Origin of the sequence: Petralouisia muris, from assembly GCF_004793545.1 — a bacterium.
Classification (GTDB): Bacteria; Bacillota; Clostridia; order Lachnospirales; family Lachnospiraceae; genus Petralouisia; species Petralouisia muris.
The window spans coordinates 21,955-40,036 of the sequence record NZ_SRYA01000031.1 but is presented as its reverse complement, the minus strand read 5'-3'; the positions used below and the strand labels follow the sequence as shown (position 1 = coordinate 40,036).

The 18,082-nt window shown below is 38.3% G+C and carries 24 protein-coding genes and 1 pseudogene; 21 read left to right on the top strand and 4 right to left on the bottom strand.

Annotated features, from left to right (window positions below; all coding sequences use genetic code 11):
• Positions 1–73: 73 nt before the first annotated feature.
• The 3 genes from E5329_RS15560 (at position 74) to E5329_RS15550 (ending at position 2,375) form a co-directional block, all read left to right on the top strand.
• Positions 74–634, top strand: a complete 561-nt coding sequence (locus tag E5329_RS15560; protein WP_135990404.1) for an RNA polymerase sigma factor — start codon at positions 74–76, stop codon at positions 632–634.
• Between the two features lie 170 nt (positions 635–804).
• On the top strand, positions 805–1,791 hold the full coding sequence (locus tag E5329_RS15555) for an alpha/beta fold hydrolase (RefSeq protein ID WP_135990403.1): 987 nt from the start codon (positions 805–807) through the stop codon (positions 1,789–1,791).
• A 215-nt stretch (positions 1,792–2,006) separates the two neighbouring features.
• Entirely contained in the window at positions 2,007–2,375 is a 369-nt protein-coding gene (locus E5329_RS15550; protein ID WP_135990402.1) for a hypothetical protein, read from the top strand.
• Here the strand turns inward: E5329_RS15550 and E5329_RS15545 are convergent.
• The 3 genes from E5329_RS15545 to E5329_RS15535 are packed head-to-tail and all read right to left on the bottom strand — an operon-like array spanning position 2,372 to position 4,637.
• Complete coding sequence (locus E5329_RS15545) at positions 2,372–2,941, bottom strand: accessory gene regulator ArgB-like protein (protein ID WP_135990401.1); 570 nt, start codon at positions 2,939–2,941, stop codon at positions 2,372–2,374. The two genes, E5329_RS15550 and E5329_RS15545, sit on opposite strands and share 4 nt — an antisense overlap.
• A gap of 38 nt (positions 2,942–2,979) precedes the next feature.
• Positions 2,980–4,290: a sensor histidine kinase gene (locus E5329_RS15540; RefSeq protein ID WP_135990400.1), complete on the bottom strand. Its 1,311-nt coding sequence runs from the start codon at positions 4,288–4,290 to the stop codon at positions 2,980–2,982.
• Complete coding sequence (locus E5329_RS15535; protein ID WP_135990399.1) at positions 4,287–4,637, bottom strand: hypothetical protein; 351 nt, start codon at positions 4,635–4,637, stop codon at positions 4,287–4,289. The genes E5329_RS15540 and E5329_RS15535 overlap by 4 nt, the downstream gene beginning before the upstream one ends.
• Positions 4,638–4,846: 209 nt before the next feature.
• Here E5329_RS15535 and E5329_RS15530 point away from each other — a divergent pair, with 209 nt between their 5' ends.
• Complete coding sequence (locus E5329_RS15530) at positions 4,847–5,731, top strand: LysR family transcriptional regulator (RefSeq protein ID WP_135990398.1); 885 nt, start codon at positions 4,847–4,849, stop codon at positions 5,729–5,731.
• 96 nt (positions 5,732–5,827) lie between these two features.
• Here E5329_RS15530 and E5329_RS15525 read toward each other — a convergent pair whose 3' ends face one another.
• Positions 5,828–6,055, bottom strand: a complete 228-nt coding sequence (locus E5329_RS15525) for a helix-turn-helix domain-containing protein (RefSeq protein WP_275443329.1) — start codon at positions 6,053–6,055, stop codon at positions 5,828–5,830.
• A gap of 139 nt (positions 6,056–6,194) precedes the next feature.
• On the opposite strand from E5329_RS15525, the gene E5329_RS15520 reads away from it, so the two are divergent.
• The 17 genes and pseudogenes from E5329_RS15520 (at position 6,195) to E5329_RS15440 (ending at position 17,903) form a co-directional block, all read left to right on the top strand.
• Positions 6,195–6,410 carry a hypothetical protein gene (locus E5329_RS15520; protein WP_135990396.1) on the top strand — a complete coding sequence of 72 codons (216 nt, stop codon included), beginning with the start codon at positions 6,195–6,197 and terminating at the stop codon, positions 6,408–6,410.
• 281 nt (positions 6,411–6,691) lie between these two features.
• Positions 6,692–7,150 (top strand): DUF4879 domain-containing protein, encoded by a 459-nt coding sequence (locus E5329_RS15515; protein ID WP_135990395.1) that lies wholly within the window; start codon positions 6,692–6,694, stop codon positions 7,148–7,150.
• A gap of 71 nt (positions 7,151–7,221) precedes the next feature.
• A complete protein-coding gene (locus E5329_RS15510) occupies positions 7,222–7,761 on the top strand; it encodes a hypothetical protein (RefSeq protein WP_135990394.1) in 540 nt (179 codons plus the stop codon).
• Between the two features lie 413 nt (positions 7,762–8,174).
• On the top strand, positions 8,175–8,729 hold the full coding sequence (locus tag E5329_RS15505; protein ID WP_168356646.1) for a DUF4879 domain-containing protein: 555 nt from the start codon (positions 8,175–8,177) through the stop codon (positions 8,727–8,729).
• Positions 8,730–8,738: 9 nt separating this feature from the next.
• A complete protein-coding gene (locus E5329_RS15500; RefSeq protein ID WP_135990392.1) occupies positions 8,739–9,176 on the top strand; it encodes a hypothetical protein in 438 nt (145 codons plus the stop codon).
• 248 nt (positions 9,177–9,424) lie between these two features.
• On the top strand, positions 9,425–9,616 hold the full coding sequence (locus E5329_RS15495; protein ID WP_135990391.1) for a CLI_3235 family bacteriocin precursor: 192 nt from the start codon (positions 9,425–9,427) through the stop codon (positions 9,614–9,616).
• Between the two features lie 93 nt (positions 9,617–9,709).
• A complete protein-coding gene (ccpM, locus tag E5329_RS15490; RefSeq protein ID WP_168356645.1) occupies positions 9,710–11,128 on the top strand; it encodes a Cys-rich peptide radical SAM maturase CcpM in 1,419 nt (472 codons plus the stop codon).
• Positions 11,129–11,145: 17 nt separating this feature from the next.
• The gene (locus E5329_RS15485) at positions 11,146–12,243 is read left to right on the top strand and encodes a TIGR04066 family peptide maturation system protein (RefSeq protein WP_135990389.1); all 1,098 of its coding nucleotides are present in this window, start codon (positions 11,146–11,148) and stop codon (positions 12,241–12,243) included.
• The gene (locus E5329_RS15480; RefSeq protein WP_135990388.1) at positions 12,240–12,524 is read left to right on the top strand and encodes a hypothetical protein; all 285 of its coding nucleotides are present in this window, start codon (positions 12,240–12,242) and stop codon (positions 12,522–12,524) included. The genes E5329_RS15485 and E5329_RS15480 overlap by 4 nt, the downstream gene beginning before the upstream one ends.
• 4 nt (positions 12,525–12,528) lie before the next feature.
• Positions 12,529–13,173 carry a hypothetical protein gene (locus E5329_RS15475; RefSeq protein WP_275443328.1) on the top strand — a complete coding sequence of 215 codons (645 nt, stop codon included), beginning with the start codon at positions 12,529–12,531 and terminating at the stop codon, positions 13,171–13,173.
• Positions 13,174–13,526: 353 nt separating this feature from the next.
• The gene (locus tag E5329_RS15470) at positions 13,527–13,778 is read left to right on the top strand and encodes a hypothetical protein (RefSeq protein ID WP_135990387.1); all 252 of its coding nucleotides are present in this window, start codon (positions 13,527–13,529) and stop codon (positions 13,776–13,778) included.
• Between the two features lie 154 nt (positions 13,779–13,932).
• Positions 13,933–14,364 carry a hypothetical protein gene (locus tag E5329_RS15465; protein WP_135990386.1) on the top strand — a complete coding sequence of 144 codons (432 nt, stop codon included), beginning with the start codon at positions 13,933–13,935 and terminating at the stop codon, positions 14,362–14,364.
• Positions 14,361–14,729 carry a type II toxin-antitoxin system PemK/MazF family toxin gene (locus E5329_RS15460; RefSeq protein WP_135990385.1) on the top strand — a complete coding sequence of 123 codons (369 nt, stop codon included), beginning with the start codon at positions 14,361–14,363 and terminating at the stop codon, positions 14,727–14,729. Before E5329_RS15465 ends, E5329_RS15460 begins: the two co-directional genes overlap by 4 nt.
• Before the next feature lie 292 nt (positions 14,730–15,021).
• A complete protein-coding gene (locus tag E5329_RS15455) occupies positions 15,022–15,420 on the top strand; it encodes a hypothetical protein (protein ID WP_135990384.1) in 399 nt (132 codons plus the stop codon).
• Between the two features lie 92 nt (positions 15,421–15,512).
• Positions 15,513–15,758, top strand: a complete 246-nt coding sequence (locus E5329_RS15450; RefSeq protein ID WP_135990383.1) for a DUF6870 family protein — start codon at positions 15,513–15,515, stop codon at positions 15,756–15,758.
• Between the two features lie 143 nt (positions 15,759–15,901).
• Positions 15,902–16,105 (top strand): annotated as a pseudogene (locus tag E5329_RS15445) (recombinase family protein); the annotation flags it as partial.
• A gap of 313 nt (positions 16,106–16,418) precedes the next feature.
• Positions 16,419–17,903, top strand: coding sequence for a hypothetical protein (locus E5329_RS15440; RefSeq protein WP_135990382.1), 1,485 nt, complete (start codon positions 16,419–16,421; stop codon positions 17,901–17,903).
• Positions 17,904–18,082: the final 179 nt, after the last annotated feature.

Sequence of the window (18,082 nt, the reverse complement as noted above, 5' to 3'; positions counted from 1 at the left end):
TCGTCTGAAAGTGAAACCCAATTTTTACAAGTATCGTATTGATGAAAAATTTGAGCAGATAGGATTTGGGGGAATGGACGAAAAGAGCATACTAAGGAAACTTCGGAACAGAGATGAAAAGGCATTTGAGGAAATAATCGATCTGTATAGTGCTTATATCACTGCCATTGTCAGGAACCTATTAAGCTCAAAGGGAACAAAAGAAGATGTGGAGGAGGTGGTCGCAGACACATTTATTGCACTATGGAATACGGCTGAAAGAATTAACTATGAAGCATACAGCAGCATCAAAGCATACATAGCAGTCATTGCAAGGAATAAAGCCAAAGACTGGCTAAGAGCCGCCAAAGTGCAGAATTTACAGTTAATGGATGATATTCTGATAATTGACAATAGCATAGAACAGCTTATCGTCCAAAGAGAGCAGCAGAGAATCATAGCAAAAATTTTAAAACAATTAAAGCCGTCGGACTGGAAAATTTTTGTAGCTTACTATTACCAGTACAAAAAAGTGGATGAGATTGCACAGGAGCTTCAGATGAATCCCCAAACAGTAAAAACCAGACTGCGGCGTGGAAGAGAGGTGCTTAAAAAGTTTCTGATTAAAGAGGGATATGGAAGTAATGAAGATTAGAATAAGTGATATGCATTGATAATGCTTCAGAGTTAATCGAAGAAAGCAACGAAGCCGGATATTCGGTCAATAATGACAGGATAAAGAAGATTGTGTTTTCAGAGATTGGCTGTATGCTTATTTTGACCAAAGGTAATAAAGACAGATATAAAAAAGAAAAGGAGAACAACATGAGAAAAAAAGTATTAAGGATTATGAAATGGATATTCCTGATTTTATTGGGAGTTGCTGCAGTATTGTTGGTTTGGAACTTTTTCTGCAAGAAAGCAGAGCAGTCCAAAATCGAAGCTGCATATGGAAAAGCTATTGAAGTGGACGGACATAGTATGGTGGTAGATGTAAAAGGAGAGGGTAATGAAACAACAATCATATTACTGCCCGGATGGGGATCTGCTTCACCGATTCTGGAATTTCTCCCATTGGCGGAAGAACTGTCAGAGGATTTCCGGGTTATTACCATAGAACCGTTTGGATATGGGCTTTCAGATAGCGTTGGAACAGAACGGGAAATTGGTGTTGTTGTGGAAGAACTGCATGAATGTACCCAAAAGTTAGGCTGTGATCAGTATTATTTGATGCCGCACTCGCTTTCTGGTCTGTATTCATTATACTGGGCAAATGCTTATCCGCAGGAAGTACAGGGATTTATAGGAATTGATCCGTCTGTTCCCAAACAGTCTGATGAAGAACCACTCCCTATTAGCATGGTAACGCTGAACAAGCTCGTGGCGTATTTTCAAAAAGCAACGAATGTATTGGGAATTACCCGGCTATGCTCAATAGCACGTCCGGAAAATGCAATTTATGCAGATACTACCTATCCATATTCTGAAAGAGAATTAGAAGTATTCCGTATTTTATCTATGGATTTCGCATATGGCAAAGATATTATGAATGAAATAAAACATATGGAAGATAATCTGGAGTCTGTAAGGAATATGACGTTTCCTGAAAATATCCCGGTATTACAATTCGTTTCAGGGGATAATTGTGAGCTGATGGAATCATGGGAAACGCTGCATAAAGAAGTCATTACAGAAACGGATAAGAGTGAAGTGCTGCGGCTGGATGGCGGGCATTATCTGCATTTTGAGAGAAAGCAGGATGTTGTTGAAAAAGTAAAGGAATGGGTGCAGAAAGTGGAAGAAGGTTTTTAGTTCTTTCTTTTCCGTTTTCTGCAATATAAAGCCATTTTCTGCAAAGGTAATGTAATGGAAATATTTTTTTGTTATTATAAAATGAGTGCAAAAGACATTTTATGCATATAGGTTTACACAGTGGTTAAACTGTTTATATAAATTCGGAAAGATTTTGAAACTTTTGGGAAATGTGGCTTATACACATTGCGGCAATGAACTAAGGAGAGTGTGAAATGGATAAATATAAAGAGTTAATAAGTATTTTTTCGGATATTCTCGAAAAATCTAAAAATTACCATATTGCGTATATATATCAGGTGGGTTATGTGTCTTTAATCGGTTTATTAAACAAAGAGGAAGAACAGAACTTGTCAATGATAGTTGATGAAATTTTTTCTTCGCCGGAGTGCATGGCTGAAAGTCTGCTGCGTAATTGGCGCTGGCAGTGGTTTTATGATAATAAAGATCTATTGCCACGGAAGGATTATGATAATATTTGCCAACTTGATTATGAAGTGCCAGATTGTTTGAAAGAGCAGTATAAGCAGGTCATGTTAAGCTGGCAGGATAAAATACAGGCTGTCTTGCAAGAAGAAAGTTAAGGCTGCCTGTATATCAATCGTCCGATCAGGGAAGTAGAGAATATAAAAGTAAATACGATTGCTTGAAGAAACATATATCTTGTGTTTTGAGTGAAAACGAAGAACAAAGCCAATAAAAAGCTGATAAGCATAGTAAAATGGGTTCTTTTAATGAAAGTGCGGTTATCCTGTGCATCTACTTCCCGATTTGGATGGTCAATAGGTCCTATGATCAGAATTAGAATGGCAGCAAATATGTATAGCGCAAAAGCAATAAGAAGTGGCATTGTTAAATATTTTACTGCCAACAGGGTAGAGGTGAGTATGAGACAGGAGCCTATAAAACAGGCAAAATATGTTTTCATATGTACACCGCCGCCAAATGAGCGCATAGGAATAAAAAGCAGGAAAAAGAAGATACATTCCGGCAGCATACCAAGAAACAGGGCGATGATGATGCTGCATATGGTACTCACAGATAGCTCTAAAAAGCACTGAAAACCATATTGGTAGATCTCGATTAAATCCTCAGTAATAATTCCTTTCTCAAGTATATAATGCGCTAACTTTGTTGCTAAATGTTCCATAATAACTCCTTTTTTAGATATTGAAAAGCAATAATATGTTATCTGTTACGCTCGGAGTATGAACCGTACATGACAACTATGACTTGAAATACATTGTCATTGTCTGTTATTTCCATTTGTCCCTGATAATTTTCGATGGCATGGCTTATTGATGAAAGTCCAAGACCATGATATATAGTATTGCTTTTGGTAGTGAAATAGTGACCAATATTATCCTTTTTACGCTTTGTCTTATAATTGTTCCTTATGATTAGCTGAAAAACTTCCTTTGCATAAGAAATATCAAGGTATATGAATTTCTTCTCATTTTTTATCTCCCGGCAGGCGTCCAATGCGTTTTCCATTAAGTTCCCTAAAATTATGGCTAAATGTCCGCTCTCAAACGGGAGTGATGCGGGGATTAGAACATTGATATTAAACTGAATATTATTTTTTTGTGCTAAGGTGTATGCGTGGTTTATTAAGGAATCTACAACTATATTACCACTGCGGGAAACTTCTGCCAGACGATCTCCAACACCAACATCTAGCAGTTGCAATATGTATTTCTCTGTTTCGTTTATCTGTTTTGCCTGAACCATTCCGAGCAGTCCTGAAAGATGCTTTTTCAAATCATGCCGGATTCTACGAATTTCAAGATAGAGACTTTCACGTTCTTCCGCCTGCTGACGGCAAAGATCAAGTTGCTGTGCATACAGGCGGTTTTGTTGCCGCAGCTCGGCATCCCGGCTTATCCAATCATAGACTTCAAAGAAAACATAGTTTACAACGAGAAACAAAAAGCTGGCAGTGGCAGAAAATATAGCATATTCGCTATGAATATCTGCAATTAGAAAGATATGGTGCATGATATAAATGCTGCTGAATGGTATCAGAAGAATAATCAAAAAATAACGCAGCGGAATTTCAGAGTAATGATTATTTTTGATACAGTGGCTTATAACAACTGATAAAAGTAGCATACACATTTTAGAAATGAAGCTCCCGGCATCTTGAAGCGTTCCTGTGTTAAAACTGACAGTTCTTAATATCATCATAATGATAACTTCCACCAGCATCCATACAGTACATATCAATATGGAAAATATACACCGTTGCGTTAAGCTTCTCTTACGGGTAGAAGAACCAATCAAAAATACCAGCAGAACATTTCCAAGCAACAGCAGATGGGGTGGGAAAGCAATGCCAATATTGTTTATAGTGAGAAAAACATAATACATGCCCCATTCTATATAACTTTTTAAATGCTGTTTCCCCGGTCCCCAAAATATTTTCATGTATTTTTGTATGATGAGGAGATGGAGCAGTGGCAAAAACAGCTCTTGCATTAGTGTTAAACATTCTGTCATTCTTCTATGACCGCCTTTCCACCCGCAATTTTGCAAAGCTGCTGCCGCACTTCTTTTTGGCGATCTTCACTGATTTTCAATTCTACGTCTTTTCCAATATAACTGATAGTAATATTATCCTGTTTTACAAGTCTTGTCAGCACAACTACTTCCTGATGTTTACTTAACTTTTTTGCTTCTTCGCAAATCATCATGTAATCATCTTCTGATGCGCACATACCAATTTCAACTGAATCAACATTTGATTGTCCTATGAGTTCAAAAATGCTAAGTTTGGTTCGGAAGTTTTTATTTACATTGTGTTGCTGCATTCCGTCTCGAACTGTGTTGTCCTGAAATTTTACCATTACAGTGTCCTCCTCTCTTTTGTCTGGTATATAATATTACATATTCTGACAAAAGAAAATTTCAAATATCTTAACGTATTGTTAAGAAAAAGTTGATATTACGATTAGGTATAAGAAAATTTAATATTATTTCTGCAATAGAAATTTATTGTTTATTGTGGTATAATACGTCGATATGTTAAGGAAAAATTAAAAAAAGGAGGTTATATATGAATCTTGAATGGTATTATACTTTTCTGGTTGTTGCCAAATATCAAAACTATCGAAAGGCTGCTGATGAATTATTTATAACCCAAACATCAGTATACAATCATGTTAAAAACCTTGAAGCGCTTTTGGATGTTGAACTGGTTGAAACATCTGGTCGTAATATAACATTAACAGAAGCAGGACAATTTTTTTGTAAGATTGCCAGAGAAACCATAACTACGTATGAAAACGGACTTTATGCTATCAAAAATATGAAATCCAGCTACAAAACTACATTGAAGGTTGTTGTTACCACATATATTGATAATTATTTGATTCCAAAATTTTTACCTATTTTTTTTCAGAAGGAGCCTAATATAAATATTTCTACAACGGTATCAGAGGATAATATACCGCAGGCAATAATGGATGGACAGTATGATATTGGAATAGATAGGAAAGAACCTTTTGTTAAAAAGGTTCAATACAAAAATGTATGTGAGGGAAAAATACAACTTGCTGTGCCAAATATAAGTGAGAACAGTAATTTGTCATCAGAAATAGAGTATTTTCGGAAATATAGAATATTGACGAATAATCACCCTACATATTGGGAGGATTTAGAAAAGTCTATTATTAAGCTATATCCTGATGCTAATTTTGTGAGCATAGCTTCTGTACGCTCTACGGAAGATTTAATAAAAGCAGATCAGGGAGTATCATATTTGCCTGTTTATATTGTAAAAGGATTGAAACAATCCCAAATTAAATTAGTAGAACCAAAAGATATAACACCCCCAATTTCTTTTACCTATTTGATTTGGAAAAAGGAATCTGCTGCAATTAACACTTTTAATGAGCTTTTTGAGGAATTTGTTCGGCAAGAACGTGAAAAAGTAGGTTAGTATAATAGAACACTACTCGAATAATAAAGGATATGAATAGTAGAATGGTGTATAAAAACAGTCTGAAATAGTGTTAGTGATTTCAGACTGTTTTTATTACTGAATATCTGGCGGAATGTACTCTAATAAATCTGCAATGGAGCAATTTAGTGTGCGACATATTCGCACAAGCACTTCCGTATCTAGTCGGGTAATGGTATTATTCATATATCCATTTAGCTGAGAGCGTTGAATTTCTGCCTTTTGACAAAATTTGTTTTTACTTAAACCAGACTTTTTAAGCAGTTCACCTAAGTGGATTTTAATACATCCGTTTGGATTCAATTTTGCACCTCCTTTGTCGAATAGCGTCATAATATGTAGACACAAAATATTTGACTAATTAAGTATACATTAGTTAAAATTAACATATCAGTTATAGGAACTTATGGATAAGAAGTTATAGTACCGAAAGGAGAAAGAAATGAGTGAGAGAGCTGCCAAAAAAGCAATTAAGAAGATTGCTAAAAGAGAAGGAAAAAGTGAAAGTGAGATCAGAGAGGAAATGGAGAGAGCTATTATGATTGGTTTTTTGAATAAGGAAACAAGATATAAGTGGAATAGCTTGTTTGGATCAGGGCGTTTGCCAAGCCCGGAGGAATTTATTACAGTTTTGTCGTTGAAAATTGCGAGAGGATAGAAGGAGGATGATATATCAATTTAGATAGAGCAGTTTTAACATTAAGGTCTGGTAAAGCTGGTAATAGTATAAGTTCATAATTTATTATGAAATTACTTCAATATTTTGTGTCCGTTTTCTGCAAAATCAGTCCACTTTCTGCAAGGTATATTGATATAAAAAATTTTCGCTATATACTTATAAGCAAAGGAGGAAAAATGAATACAGTCAACTTAAAGTCAAAACTTGCTAATAATTATGGGGTAATATGAAACTATTTTAAAGAAAGAAGGATTGATATTATGTTAAAAAAGATAAGAAGGGCTTTGGCACTTACACTGGCATTTGTAATGATGTTTTCTATGACTGCGTTTGCAGCAGAGAAGGGTAATGATAAGGGTACAGACATTAAACTTGATAATGTTGAGTATACTCACGACGGGGTGACGGCAAGAGGACCTGCTCCAACAGTGTCAAGTGTCAAGATTGAAGGCGCCTATATAGATAATAGCGGCGATGTTATTGTTGTAGTATATGTTGTCGGCTACGGTCATAACGAAATCGCAAAGTGGGACGGCAGAAGTGCTACGCTGGAAGATGAGGATTTAATTACTGGAACAGGAAATGTTGTATATGCTTTCCGGCAGTATTGGAATTGCGGACCGGCAGTAGTTGGAACACATACATTTACATATTCGACTACGTCGATCAATTTCCCGCATAATACAGTAAGTGCTAATGCACAGTTTACGGTATCATAAGTAATGTAACGAATATTACCCCATAATTTATTATATAAAAAACATTTTTATAAACTGGAGGAAATAATAAAATGAATATAGGTGGTTTGAATACGACAAACTCAGCTATGCGAAGTGGATTGGCAGGTATAAAAAGGCAGTCTGCTAAAAAACAAAATTCGGTCCAAAATTCAACAACAGCTTCTTCGTATGCTGGAACTTTTAACCTGAAAATTGGTGGATTGACTTCGAGAGCTTTACCAGATGGCTCAAATGTGACAGTGTATAAAGCGGATTCATACACGAAAGACAGTCCGCTGTTACGAGTAGTGACAACATCAGCCGATGGAAAGGAAAGTGAACAGATAATTGATCCCTCAAAAGTGAATATATCAAATGCAACAGAAAAGGAAATGCTTGCATTAAATTCTTATTTGGTGGATGAGGGTAAGCTGGACAATGATGTATATAAGACGGGAATGTTCACCGACAGCAGTGTGTCTGATACAAAGAAGAATTTCGCAGATATTATAAAGGAACTGATGGATATGCAGTATAACGCTAATAACCTCTCAGGGTATGCGAAATATAATAAGATTTTGAGTGCGTATGATTTTTTAGAAAAAAAGTAAATATTGAGAATGAATTATATTTGAAAGACAGTCTGAATTTTAAGGAATTTAGGCAGTCTTTTAAATTTGGTTATATACATTTATACAAAAGAGGAACTGATGGTGTTTCGGATTTTGAGTATGGATTTCATAAATAACAAAACAGTTATGAATGAATTAGACTGTATGGAATCTAATCTGGATATTGTTAGGGAAATGAAATTCCCTAACAATATGCCTATATTGCAATTTATTTCGAGAGATAATTGTTAACTATAATTGAGCAAATTCAGAAAAATCACAAGAAAAATTGATTACCTTGATATGAAGACAATATACAAACATTCATAAGAATATCTTTGTGTGCATTATGCATCTTTCACGCATATAATATGAGATTCAAAAAAAGTATCTTGGCAATGGTGTTGTCTTGCTTGACAATACTCAATGTATTCACCATTCCGGTAATGGCTGCAGAGGAGTTGCCGGATAATGTAGTAGTTTCTGACGAGGTAACAATTACTTTTGAAGGTACGGGAAGATTACAGCAGATGTATGAGAATGGTGACTTGGATGAGCGTATTCAGGATATGAAGGCAGAGTTTGAAGCATCTGACAATAAAGGAACTGTTGCAAGAGGACCTGCGGCACCAGTTTCGTATGTAGGGGTTATTCAGGTACGCTCAACGCAAGGTGGCTATGAAGATATTCCCAGAAATCAGTATACAACACTGGTGGATCATGGCGGCGCCGAAATGTATGTTGTGACTCAAAAGAATGGTGAAGGAAGGGATTATGCTACTTATTGTGGAACGCAGGTTAAGGCAATTGACTATGCATCGTTGGATTTCAACAATGACAGGATTGTGGATGGATGGTTGTATTTATGGGATTTGAGTGGAATGAACGCATCAGGTCAATTTAAATATCAGGCAACCTCTTACAACTCACCGTGGAATACTATGTCAACATGGATTAATATTAAGTAGGTGCAAGTCATGAGGATTGATACAAATTATAATTCAACAAATTTGGTGGGGGTAAATCCGGCTAAGAAGCAGGAAAATCAATGCTTTTCAGAAGTAATGCGCAAAAAAATAGACAACACTGATACATATGAAAAGCAACAAGAGGATACGTTCAAGCTGCCCTGTTCAGAAGAAGTCATGCAAGCATATGACAAAACTCTTAAAGATACAGGAATTGATCCATTTCCAATGAACCGAATATCAACAGCATTGGTTATCCATGTTGAACAAGGTAAAGAACAGCTTAGTTCCGATTTCTTGGGAAATACTGTTGAGTCAGCAAAAGCTATGGTTAAAAAAATTTTGGAGAGAATTTATAATCCAATATCTCCACCAGCGCATCCTGAGTTTGTGGCAAAGGAACGTGTGTTTTACGAGAAGTTTTTGGATAATTTGAATGCACTATAAAGGGCGAAGAAATATTGATGTCCTGTAATAGCTGAATAATGGTATACAGAGAGTCAGACAATCAGATTAAATCTGGAGTCTGGCTCTTTTTGTTTGAATGTATAGTAGTTCAAAGTGTCCGTTTTCTGCAAAATCAGGTCACTTTCTGCAAGGCGTATTGAAAATTATTTTGCTAATGCTATATTTAAACGGTAGGGAGCCTTTGTCCGTGGTTTCACTACAAATTCACGAGAAAGGAGGAAAAGGGTATGAAAAAGAGTTTAGGCAAAAAAGCTAAAATTCAGGATGGTACATTGGTGGCATTTGCTTGCAGCTGTAATTCGCTTTGCTCATCTATTCCATGCTACAATTGTACAACAACCACAGCAACAAACACTGTATATTTGCAGAATTACTCCAAAGGATTAACAACTGCAATATCCGGTGGGTGGGCATTGTAATCTGTTTGGCGGAAGCCTGAATTAAATGCAATGGGTGGGTGCAGAAGTATATTGTTACATTTCTGCACCTACTTACAAAGGAGTGAATGTAGAATGAGCGAATTACCATTTATAAAATTGTTTAAAACTGTGAAAGCATACTATATTTTCGATGTTAATACGGCATCAATAATTCGTGTAGATAGTAATTTGTATTTGAATCTTGAAAAACTTATTACGGGAAAGATTATATTTTCGCAAATAGATAGTGCGACATTAGATAAAATAAATAAGTTAAAAAGTCAGGGATTCTTAGAATCCTGCAACGTAGATGCGGAAATTAAACATGCTGCAGCAGATCACATAGAAGATTACATGGAAAATAATGTCCACCAGTTGATTTTACAGGTAACACAAAATTGTAATTTAAGATGTAAATATTGTGTATATTCTGGCACGTATATTAATAGAGTTCATACTAAAAAAAGAATGTCAATTGAAACTGCAAAAAAGGCAGTTGATTTTTATCGAAAGCATAATGGAAATATCGAAACAGCAATAATTAGTTTTTATGGTGGAGAACCATTACTTGAAGTAGAACTTATAAGTGAAATTATAGACTATGCTAATAAAGCATTTAGTGGTAAAAAAGTTAGATACAACATGACAACAAATGCAACGTTGTTAAATGATAAAATCATAAGGTTTTTGTGCGAGAATAATATTAATTTAACAATTAGTTTGGATGGACCACAGTCAATCCAAGATAATAGCCGTGTTTTCGCAGAAAGCGGCAAAGGAACTTTCGATGTAATAATGAAAAATATTGACTATATAAAAGAAAAATATCCGTTCTATATGAACAATGTAAGCTTTAATGCAGTATTGGATGAGAAGAACGATTACCAATGCAGTAGTAATTTCTTTACATATGATTTTATTACGTCTGCGCTAGTGGGATCTACAACATTAAATCAAAATAGTTCCAAGAATGCAATTCACTATACAGAAGCATTTGATATGAACTACAGATATGAAATGTTTAAGGCTTACTTGCATTTGATTGGACGATTGGATAAGAAATATGTATCCAAATTGACTGAAACACAAATTGCAGCAATGAAAGAGAATATTCATAAGAAAATTATTGCAAAAGGAAATAGAGGTAAAGTATATCATCCGTCAGGACCGTGTATTGCAGGTGCCACTAGACTATTTGTTAACGTTGATGAAAAGTTTTATCCTTGTGAACGTGTGAATGAAAGCTGTGAGGCATTTGTTTTAGGAGATTTGGATAATGGCTTTAATATTTCTAAAATTAATGATTTAGTAAACATTGGAAAGTTAACTGCCGATAATTGCAGGACTTGTTGGGCAGGAGATTTTTGCAATTTATGTGCAGCAGGTATGGAGGATGGAAATTCTTTGTCATCCCAAAAGCGGCTGGAGCGATGCGAAAGAATGAAGTTGTCTTGTGAATTACAATTAAAAGAGTATTGTACTTTAAGGGAGCATGGCTATCATTTTAGTTAAGAGAGGGGGAAATAAATTTGAATGAAATATTACGAGTAGTAGCATTTCCATATGATAAGGAGATGCAACCGTATTTAAAATATAAATCTATGATAGAAAACATAGAGCCAATGATTCTATTAACTCCCAAAGGGTGGGCAGTAGAGAAAAATCAGTTTTCTGAATTTAAAGTGCAGGAATCATTATCAGAGAATGACTATCGGATAATTGATGCAATTTGGATCATAGATTCTATAAATGATATACAAGAAGATTATGTATTAGAAATTGTAGAAGAAATGCTAAAACACCATAAGCAAATACTGCTATCCAGACATGTCAATACGGAAATATATAATAGGATAGCAGGATTGGTTGAAACATATTCAGGAAAATATATTGATTTGACACAAAAGGATCAAAATATTGAACTTGATGATAGCTCTTTTGAATTATCTGAAATAAATACTCCCTTAGTATGTGTAATGGGGATTGGTGAAAGAACAGATAAGTTTTTAGCACAATTAGCAGTGAAACAATATTTTGAAAATCAAGGATATAATGTGGTTTTAGTATCCTCTAGGTGCAATAGTGTATTTTTACATAATGTGTATAGTTTTCCCGCCTTTATGAACATAGATATACCAGTTGAATATAAAATTATTTTATATAATCGTTTTATTAAAAAGATTGAGAAAAAATGCAAACCTGACTTGATTATCACTGGAGTGCCTGGGGAAATAATGCCTATCAGTAAAGTACAACCCGGACATTTTGGGATTCATGCATTTCAAATATTAAATGCAATAAATCCAGATTTTGTAATTATGTGTTTATATGGCAGCAATGTTTCTGATAAATATATTTATGAGCTGAAGCAAATTGTCAAGTATAGATTTATGCTGGATATAGATTGTTTTTACTTAAGTAGTAACATTCAAGATGTATTTACCATAAATCGTCCATTAGCAATAGAGTATTTAGGAAGAAATATGGATGACATTAAAAATGTAAAGAGTGAATTACAAAAAGTTTTAAGTGAACAGGATAAAATATATATTGAAACGGAAATGGATAGTATGGGACAATATATTATTGATACTCTAAATGGAAATGTTGAAATGGAAGTTTTATGAAAGTTGTAAAGGAAGTAAATATGGAAAATCAAATAAAGACTTTATTGGCAGAAATATTAGTAGAATTATTTGGTATAGACATAAATACACTGCCTGATGAGGCGAGAGATTATCCTCTTTTATCAGAGCGATTTGGTATAGAGCCTTATCAAATGATTATATTTATGGAAACTGTGGAAGAAAAATTTGGAATAAGAGTACCAGAAAGTGCGATTGGAGAACGAAAGTTTAACACTTTTAATGATATTGCAAAAATTATTATTTCTGAGAAAGGAGAATAGTGTTATGACGTTAGGAGTACAAAACAACTATTATCAAAGAGAGATTGTACCAACAAGTACAGGATCAAATCGAACTGAAAGGGAAGAAAAGACTTTTGCACAAAAATTGTCTGTTACTGGGGCAAGCGATGTTGAACAAACTAAAGCAATGACTCCTGAAGAAGAACTGGAAGCATTTAAGAAGGAATTCTATCAGGAGTTATCAGAAATTACTATGCATGCGACAGTTAGTAATGCAGCGGTCAATGTTTCTGAGGCTGCTTTTAAGAGAATGAAAGATGATCCTGAATATAAGGAGCAGGTTTTGAGTTGGATTAAGCGTGATTTAGGGGGTTCGTATGGTTCAAGGAATGCATCTGTCATGTTGACAGTTGGTGATACGCTAGAACAATGCAGGGGTGACGCTTGGCCGGTTTCCGCAGATTCTGAATTTGGTATTCGATCACAAGATAGTTTTTACAAAAGGAGTAATGAAAGAAAAGAGCGACAGAAAGAACTTTTGGAAGAATATTTACAAAAGCGTCAAGAGGCAAAACGTATACAGCAGGATATATTGGATAGAAAGGATGAAACTCAGCGGATTAATAAAGAATACTTGAAAAGACAAGATGCTGTAAGTGCATATGATAATCAAATTATAAGTCAATAAGTGTAGCCATCTTAATATAATGCTGTCGTAGTAGAAGCATAACTTTAATACGCTGTATGATAATTAAGAATGATTAACAACTTTAAAGAGATCAGACAACAGATTATATCTGGAGTCTGGTCTTTTTTGTTTTCTGTCTGATAGTCAAGGTGGCGTATATCGGCTACAAATAGCGGATACTGGCACTCTGAAAACCACTCCCTTTCAGTTATGATAGTTGCAGGTTTGAAAAAGCCAAAACAATTCAATAGGACACGCATACACCTGATTTTATTTTCGCCTTTTTATCCGTCTATGCTTATGCAGGGATAAAGGGGTGGCAGAATCCCGTTTCGTGCGAAGATGTACCTGCAATGGATAACATTGTTGCCCGTGAAGGTATGGAGCAGAGGATTGTGCCTACTGGCATGGCAGTCAGAGGTAATGAGATAGAACGGCACTGGAATTTCAGCGAAAAGCATTTTTCGGGAGTGGCTGCCTGTGGATTCCGTCTGGCTGGGCATGACGGAGGCGCAGTGTGGGATGGAGCCGTCCCAGTGTATGTTACCCGTTTCGGGGACAAGCGAGAGCGTAATCTGATATTTTCAGATGAAACAGAGGGTTAATGTGGCAGAAATGCCACGTTATCCTCTGATACAGGCAAGCCTTGCAGTTATTGAGTAACAGCAGACAAGGCTTTCCTGTATGAGAGGATAAAGCCGGCAAAAACTTCTCTTTTGTTTCAGTCAACGAAAATAGAAGAAAGTATAGGTGATTATCATGTGCAGTAATGTGAAAAGTATCGCTGTCGGCGTATTGGTGCATCAGGCAGTCATGTTTATGAACTCCAACAAGTCAGAAAGCAATATCCGCAGGATCATTCAGGAGAACCGACAGAAGTGCAGCATGGCAGGGATAGCGTTGATGAATGAAACTATCGTCAACAAGGGACCGAACAGGAATATTGACAGGGATGCGGTGAATATGCTGATTACCCGTCTAATTACCGGGCAGTATGATACGGTTGTCGTGGAGAACATGGCTGATATAACAGCGGACGAGTCCGATCTGGAAGAATTTATGTATGACGCTGCCAACATCGGTGTCGGCTTTTTTGAGCTTTCTACCATGCAGTACCATATCTATGATACAACAAAGCGTCCTGCTGATAAGGAAAGACCGATATGGGGCGGGGGCAGAGGCTGCTTATGAAGATAAGGAGAGGCGATATACTGTATGTAGATTTGGGCGTACAGTATCAGGGAAGTATGCAGGGCGGTATGCGCCCCGTGGTGGTAGTCAGCAACAACAGGGCAAACAGGCACAGCACTGTCATTACAGTAGTTCCGCTGTCTACGAAGATTTACAAGAAACGGAACCTGCCCACCCATGTATTCATATCGTCATATAAGACGGACGGACTGGACCAGCACAGCATCGCACTATGCGAACAGGTGACAGCGCTGAACTTTGACCGCATCATTGAACACATGGGAAAGGTTGATGAAGAAACACTTGACCGGATTACAGAGGGGGTACAGGTGCAGGTGGGGGTGTTTGACAGATACAACGAATAAGGAAAAGGTGGTAAATATGTGCAGAGTTAAAATTTTTGTAGCAGCGGGCGTATGTCTGGCTTTATCCGTACTTGTTGTTTTGGGAACGATTGTTTCTAAAAAAGGCAGAAAATACGGGCGTATTCGTTAGAATGACAACGATAACAGAAGATGACAGTGATAAGTGTAAAGGTAAGATATTTCAAAGCCGGGCGGATGCCTGGCTGTTTACATATTTGTCCGTCATGGGCAGGGTATGTCATTCAGATAGAATGATGAATGCAGGATTGCAGTACGAAAGGAGTATGCAAACATGGGCTTTACAAAATGCGAACTGGTTCAGTTCTTTGACGGGCTGACGGAACTTGTCAGTGAAGAAAACAGGGGAAAAGCCAGAGTCCAGATACGGAAATTTTTGCTTGACTTTGAAAAAAGCTATCAATATGAAGATGCAGCCATGCAGAGAGGTGTGCCATATCTTCCGCCTTACTATATATCCGCAATGCCGCAGGCTGTACAGGAAGAAATCAGGGAAAAGCTGTCTGAAAAACTGACAGGTCAGGGAGAAAATACTCCTGAACGGATAGAACAGCTCATGCGCTTGCAAATTTATGAGTTGAAGGAGCTGATCGACATCAGGGAATATGTGGAATGGGCAGACAGGGAGATATACAGAATTTTTGAAAAGCGGCTTGAAGCAAGCAGGTGGTAGGATATTTTGAAAACCTTTCACAGCCGGATCAGCGGTCCGGCATACATAGCTGCCAGAAATAGCAGGCAGCATTTTTATTGGGAGGTAATGGAATGACGGCAGAAGAATACAGAAAAATGCTCGATACAGACTTTGCGGATGTGGAACTTGAGGAACTGACAGACATAAGCGTGATTCAGATTGACAGGGGATTGCCGCTGGAACAAAGAAAACAGCAGTATCTTAAAAAAGTCGGCAATCCCTATCTGGTGCGTGTCGGCAGCATGAAAGTCAAGGTGCGGTTTACGGGAGGCATATCTTTCAATGAAGCATTTGAAAATATGCTTTTGTCCGTCTGATAAATTTTTTTCAGAATCTGGTGGAAATAATCCGGAGGGTGTGCTACAATAGCGTTAGGACTAAATTTCATTATTTCTAACTTGGGACTAAACAGGCACTCCCTTCGGGTTTTCTGACTTAGAAAATCAAAAGGAGTGGTAACATGAGTAACAAGATTAAGAAAATCTACCATGCAGCCATCTACGTTAGGTTATCTAAGGAAGATGGCGATGTTTCCAGCGCTGCGAAAGCAGAGAGCAACAGCATTTCAAACCAGAAAAATCTTATCCGTGATTTCCTGAAGGACAAGGAAGATATTGAAGTAGTGTCGGAACGTGTTGACGACGGTTATTCAGGCTCTAATTTTGTTGAGGTAAGATAACGATACCTTTTTTGCAGAGGGTGTTATCTTACCTCTTTTTGATGTATGAGTACTCTCGGAAACTCGCAGCCCTTGAAAACACTGTATTTCCAGAGCACTCCGTTTTTTCTTCACCTCCACTTTTCAGTGGATTTTTAACATTTTTTCTATATTTTTATCAGAAATTTTTCAAATACCTATTGACAAATCTGCCAGTTTGTGCGGCCGCGTTCATTGATTGAAATGCATAATCAATGAACGCGGCCCTTTGGTTAAGGAGAACTATCCACTTTTCACCAGACCAAAGGAGGACACACATATGTTGATTCACTGGCAGTCCCATCAGGAGTACCTGAATTTCCTGCATGAGACAAAAGTACACCTTGATTCTTCCCAGCGCACAAGGCTCCAGCTCGCATTCGGCCCTGTCCGGGATAAGCTCCGCCTGCTGGACCTGGATCCGGTAATGGGATATCTTTCCGCTTTCTATCCCCCTGTCGGAAGGCCCGCCAAAAACCAGGTGCAGATCATCCGTTCCCTTATCCTCATGGCCCTGCAGGGCTTCACCAGCCTTACCGCCTGGGTTGTAGAACTCACAACGGACAGCCTCCTCGCCGCGCTCATCGGCTGTACCCCGGATTCCCTTCCCCCGCTGGGCTCTTATTTTGACCTCATGGACAGGCTCTGGACGCAGCCCAAAGCCTCCCAGCGGACCGGCAGGAAGGACTTTTTCCCTAAAGATAAAAATGGAAAGCCTTCCAAAAAGCCCGGCAAAGGGAAGAAGCTTCCCAATAAGCATTCCGGCATCACGGATAAGCTGGCGGCTTACGCCCTGGACCACACGGAATTCCCCTTCCATTATGAGGAAAGGCTCCAGCAGGTCTTCCGCCTTGCTGCCCTCCTCCCCTCCCTTAAGGACGGGCTTATCCCCCAGGACGGCGTCACGCTTTCCGGCGACGGCACCTGCGTCCATTCACACGCTTCCCCTTATGGGCATAGGGTCTGCAGCTGTGCGGAAAAGGGCATCCCGGGCTGTCCCTGTAAACGCCATTTCTCAGATCCGGACGCACACTGGGGCTGGGACAGTGATGAGGAAGTCTTTTATTTCGGCCATACCCTTTATATGCTCTGCTCCCATAATGCAGAAGCCAGGGTCGACCTGCCGCTCCATATCCGTTTCCTGGATGCCAGACGGCACGACAGCGTCAGCGCCATCGTCTCCCTCCGGGAATTCAGGGCCATCAACCCGGATATCCCTGTCAGGGACGTCTGCCTGGACTCCGCCCATGACAACTATGCCACTTATGGGCTCTGCCAGAAATGGAAGATCCGGCCTTTTATTGACCTTAATTCCAACCGCGGCCGCCCGGATTCCATCCCGGACTCCATCTCCATCGATGAAGACGGCACGCCCCTGTGCATGGCCGGGTTCCGTATGGTCAACTGGGGGTACTGTAAACAGAAGCATTCCCGCAAATGGCGCTGTCCCCTCGCCTGTGGCAAAGTGGGTTCCTGCCCCTGTAAGGAAAAATGTTCTCCCTCGCCTTACGGCCGCTGTGTCTACACAAAACCCGACTGGGACATCCGTCTCTACACCCCTGTCCCCCGGGGAACGGAGGAATATAAGGAAATCTACAATAACCGCACTTCCTGTGAAAGGGTGAACAACCGGGTGCTGAATGACTACCATCTTCATGATATGGGCATCCACACAAGGAAGCGATATTCCTTCTTCACTATGATTATCTGCGTCTGCATCCATCTGGACGCACGGCTGAAGAAGCGCACAAAGCTGAAATCATAAATATAGCTTTTGGAATCTTACCGGCTCCTTTTCAAAACCTGCCACAGGGGAGGTTTTGAAGCCATGCCCTCCATCGTATCTTTTCACCGCAATGTCGGGCACGCTGTCATTCTGATCATTCTCTTCTCATTTTTTTACTTGGCTACCCCTGTTTGTCGATTTATCCACCTACTTTCCGA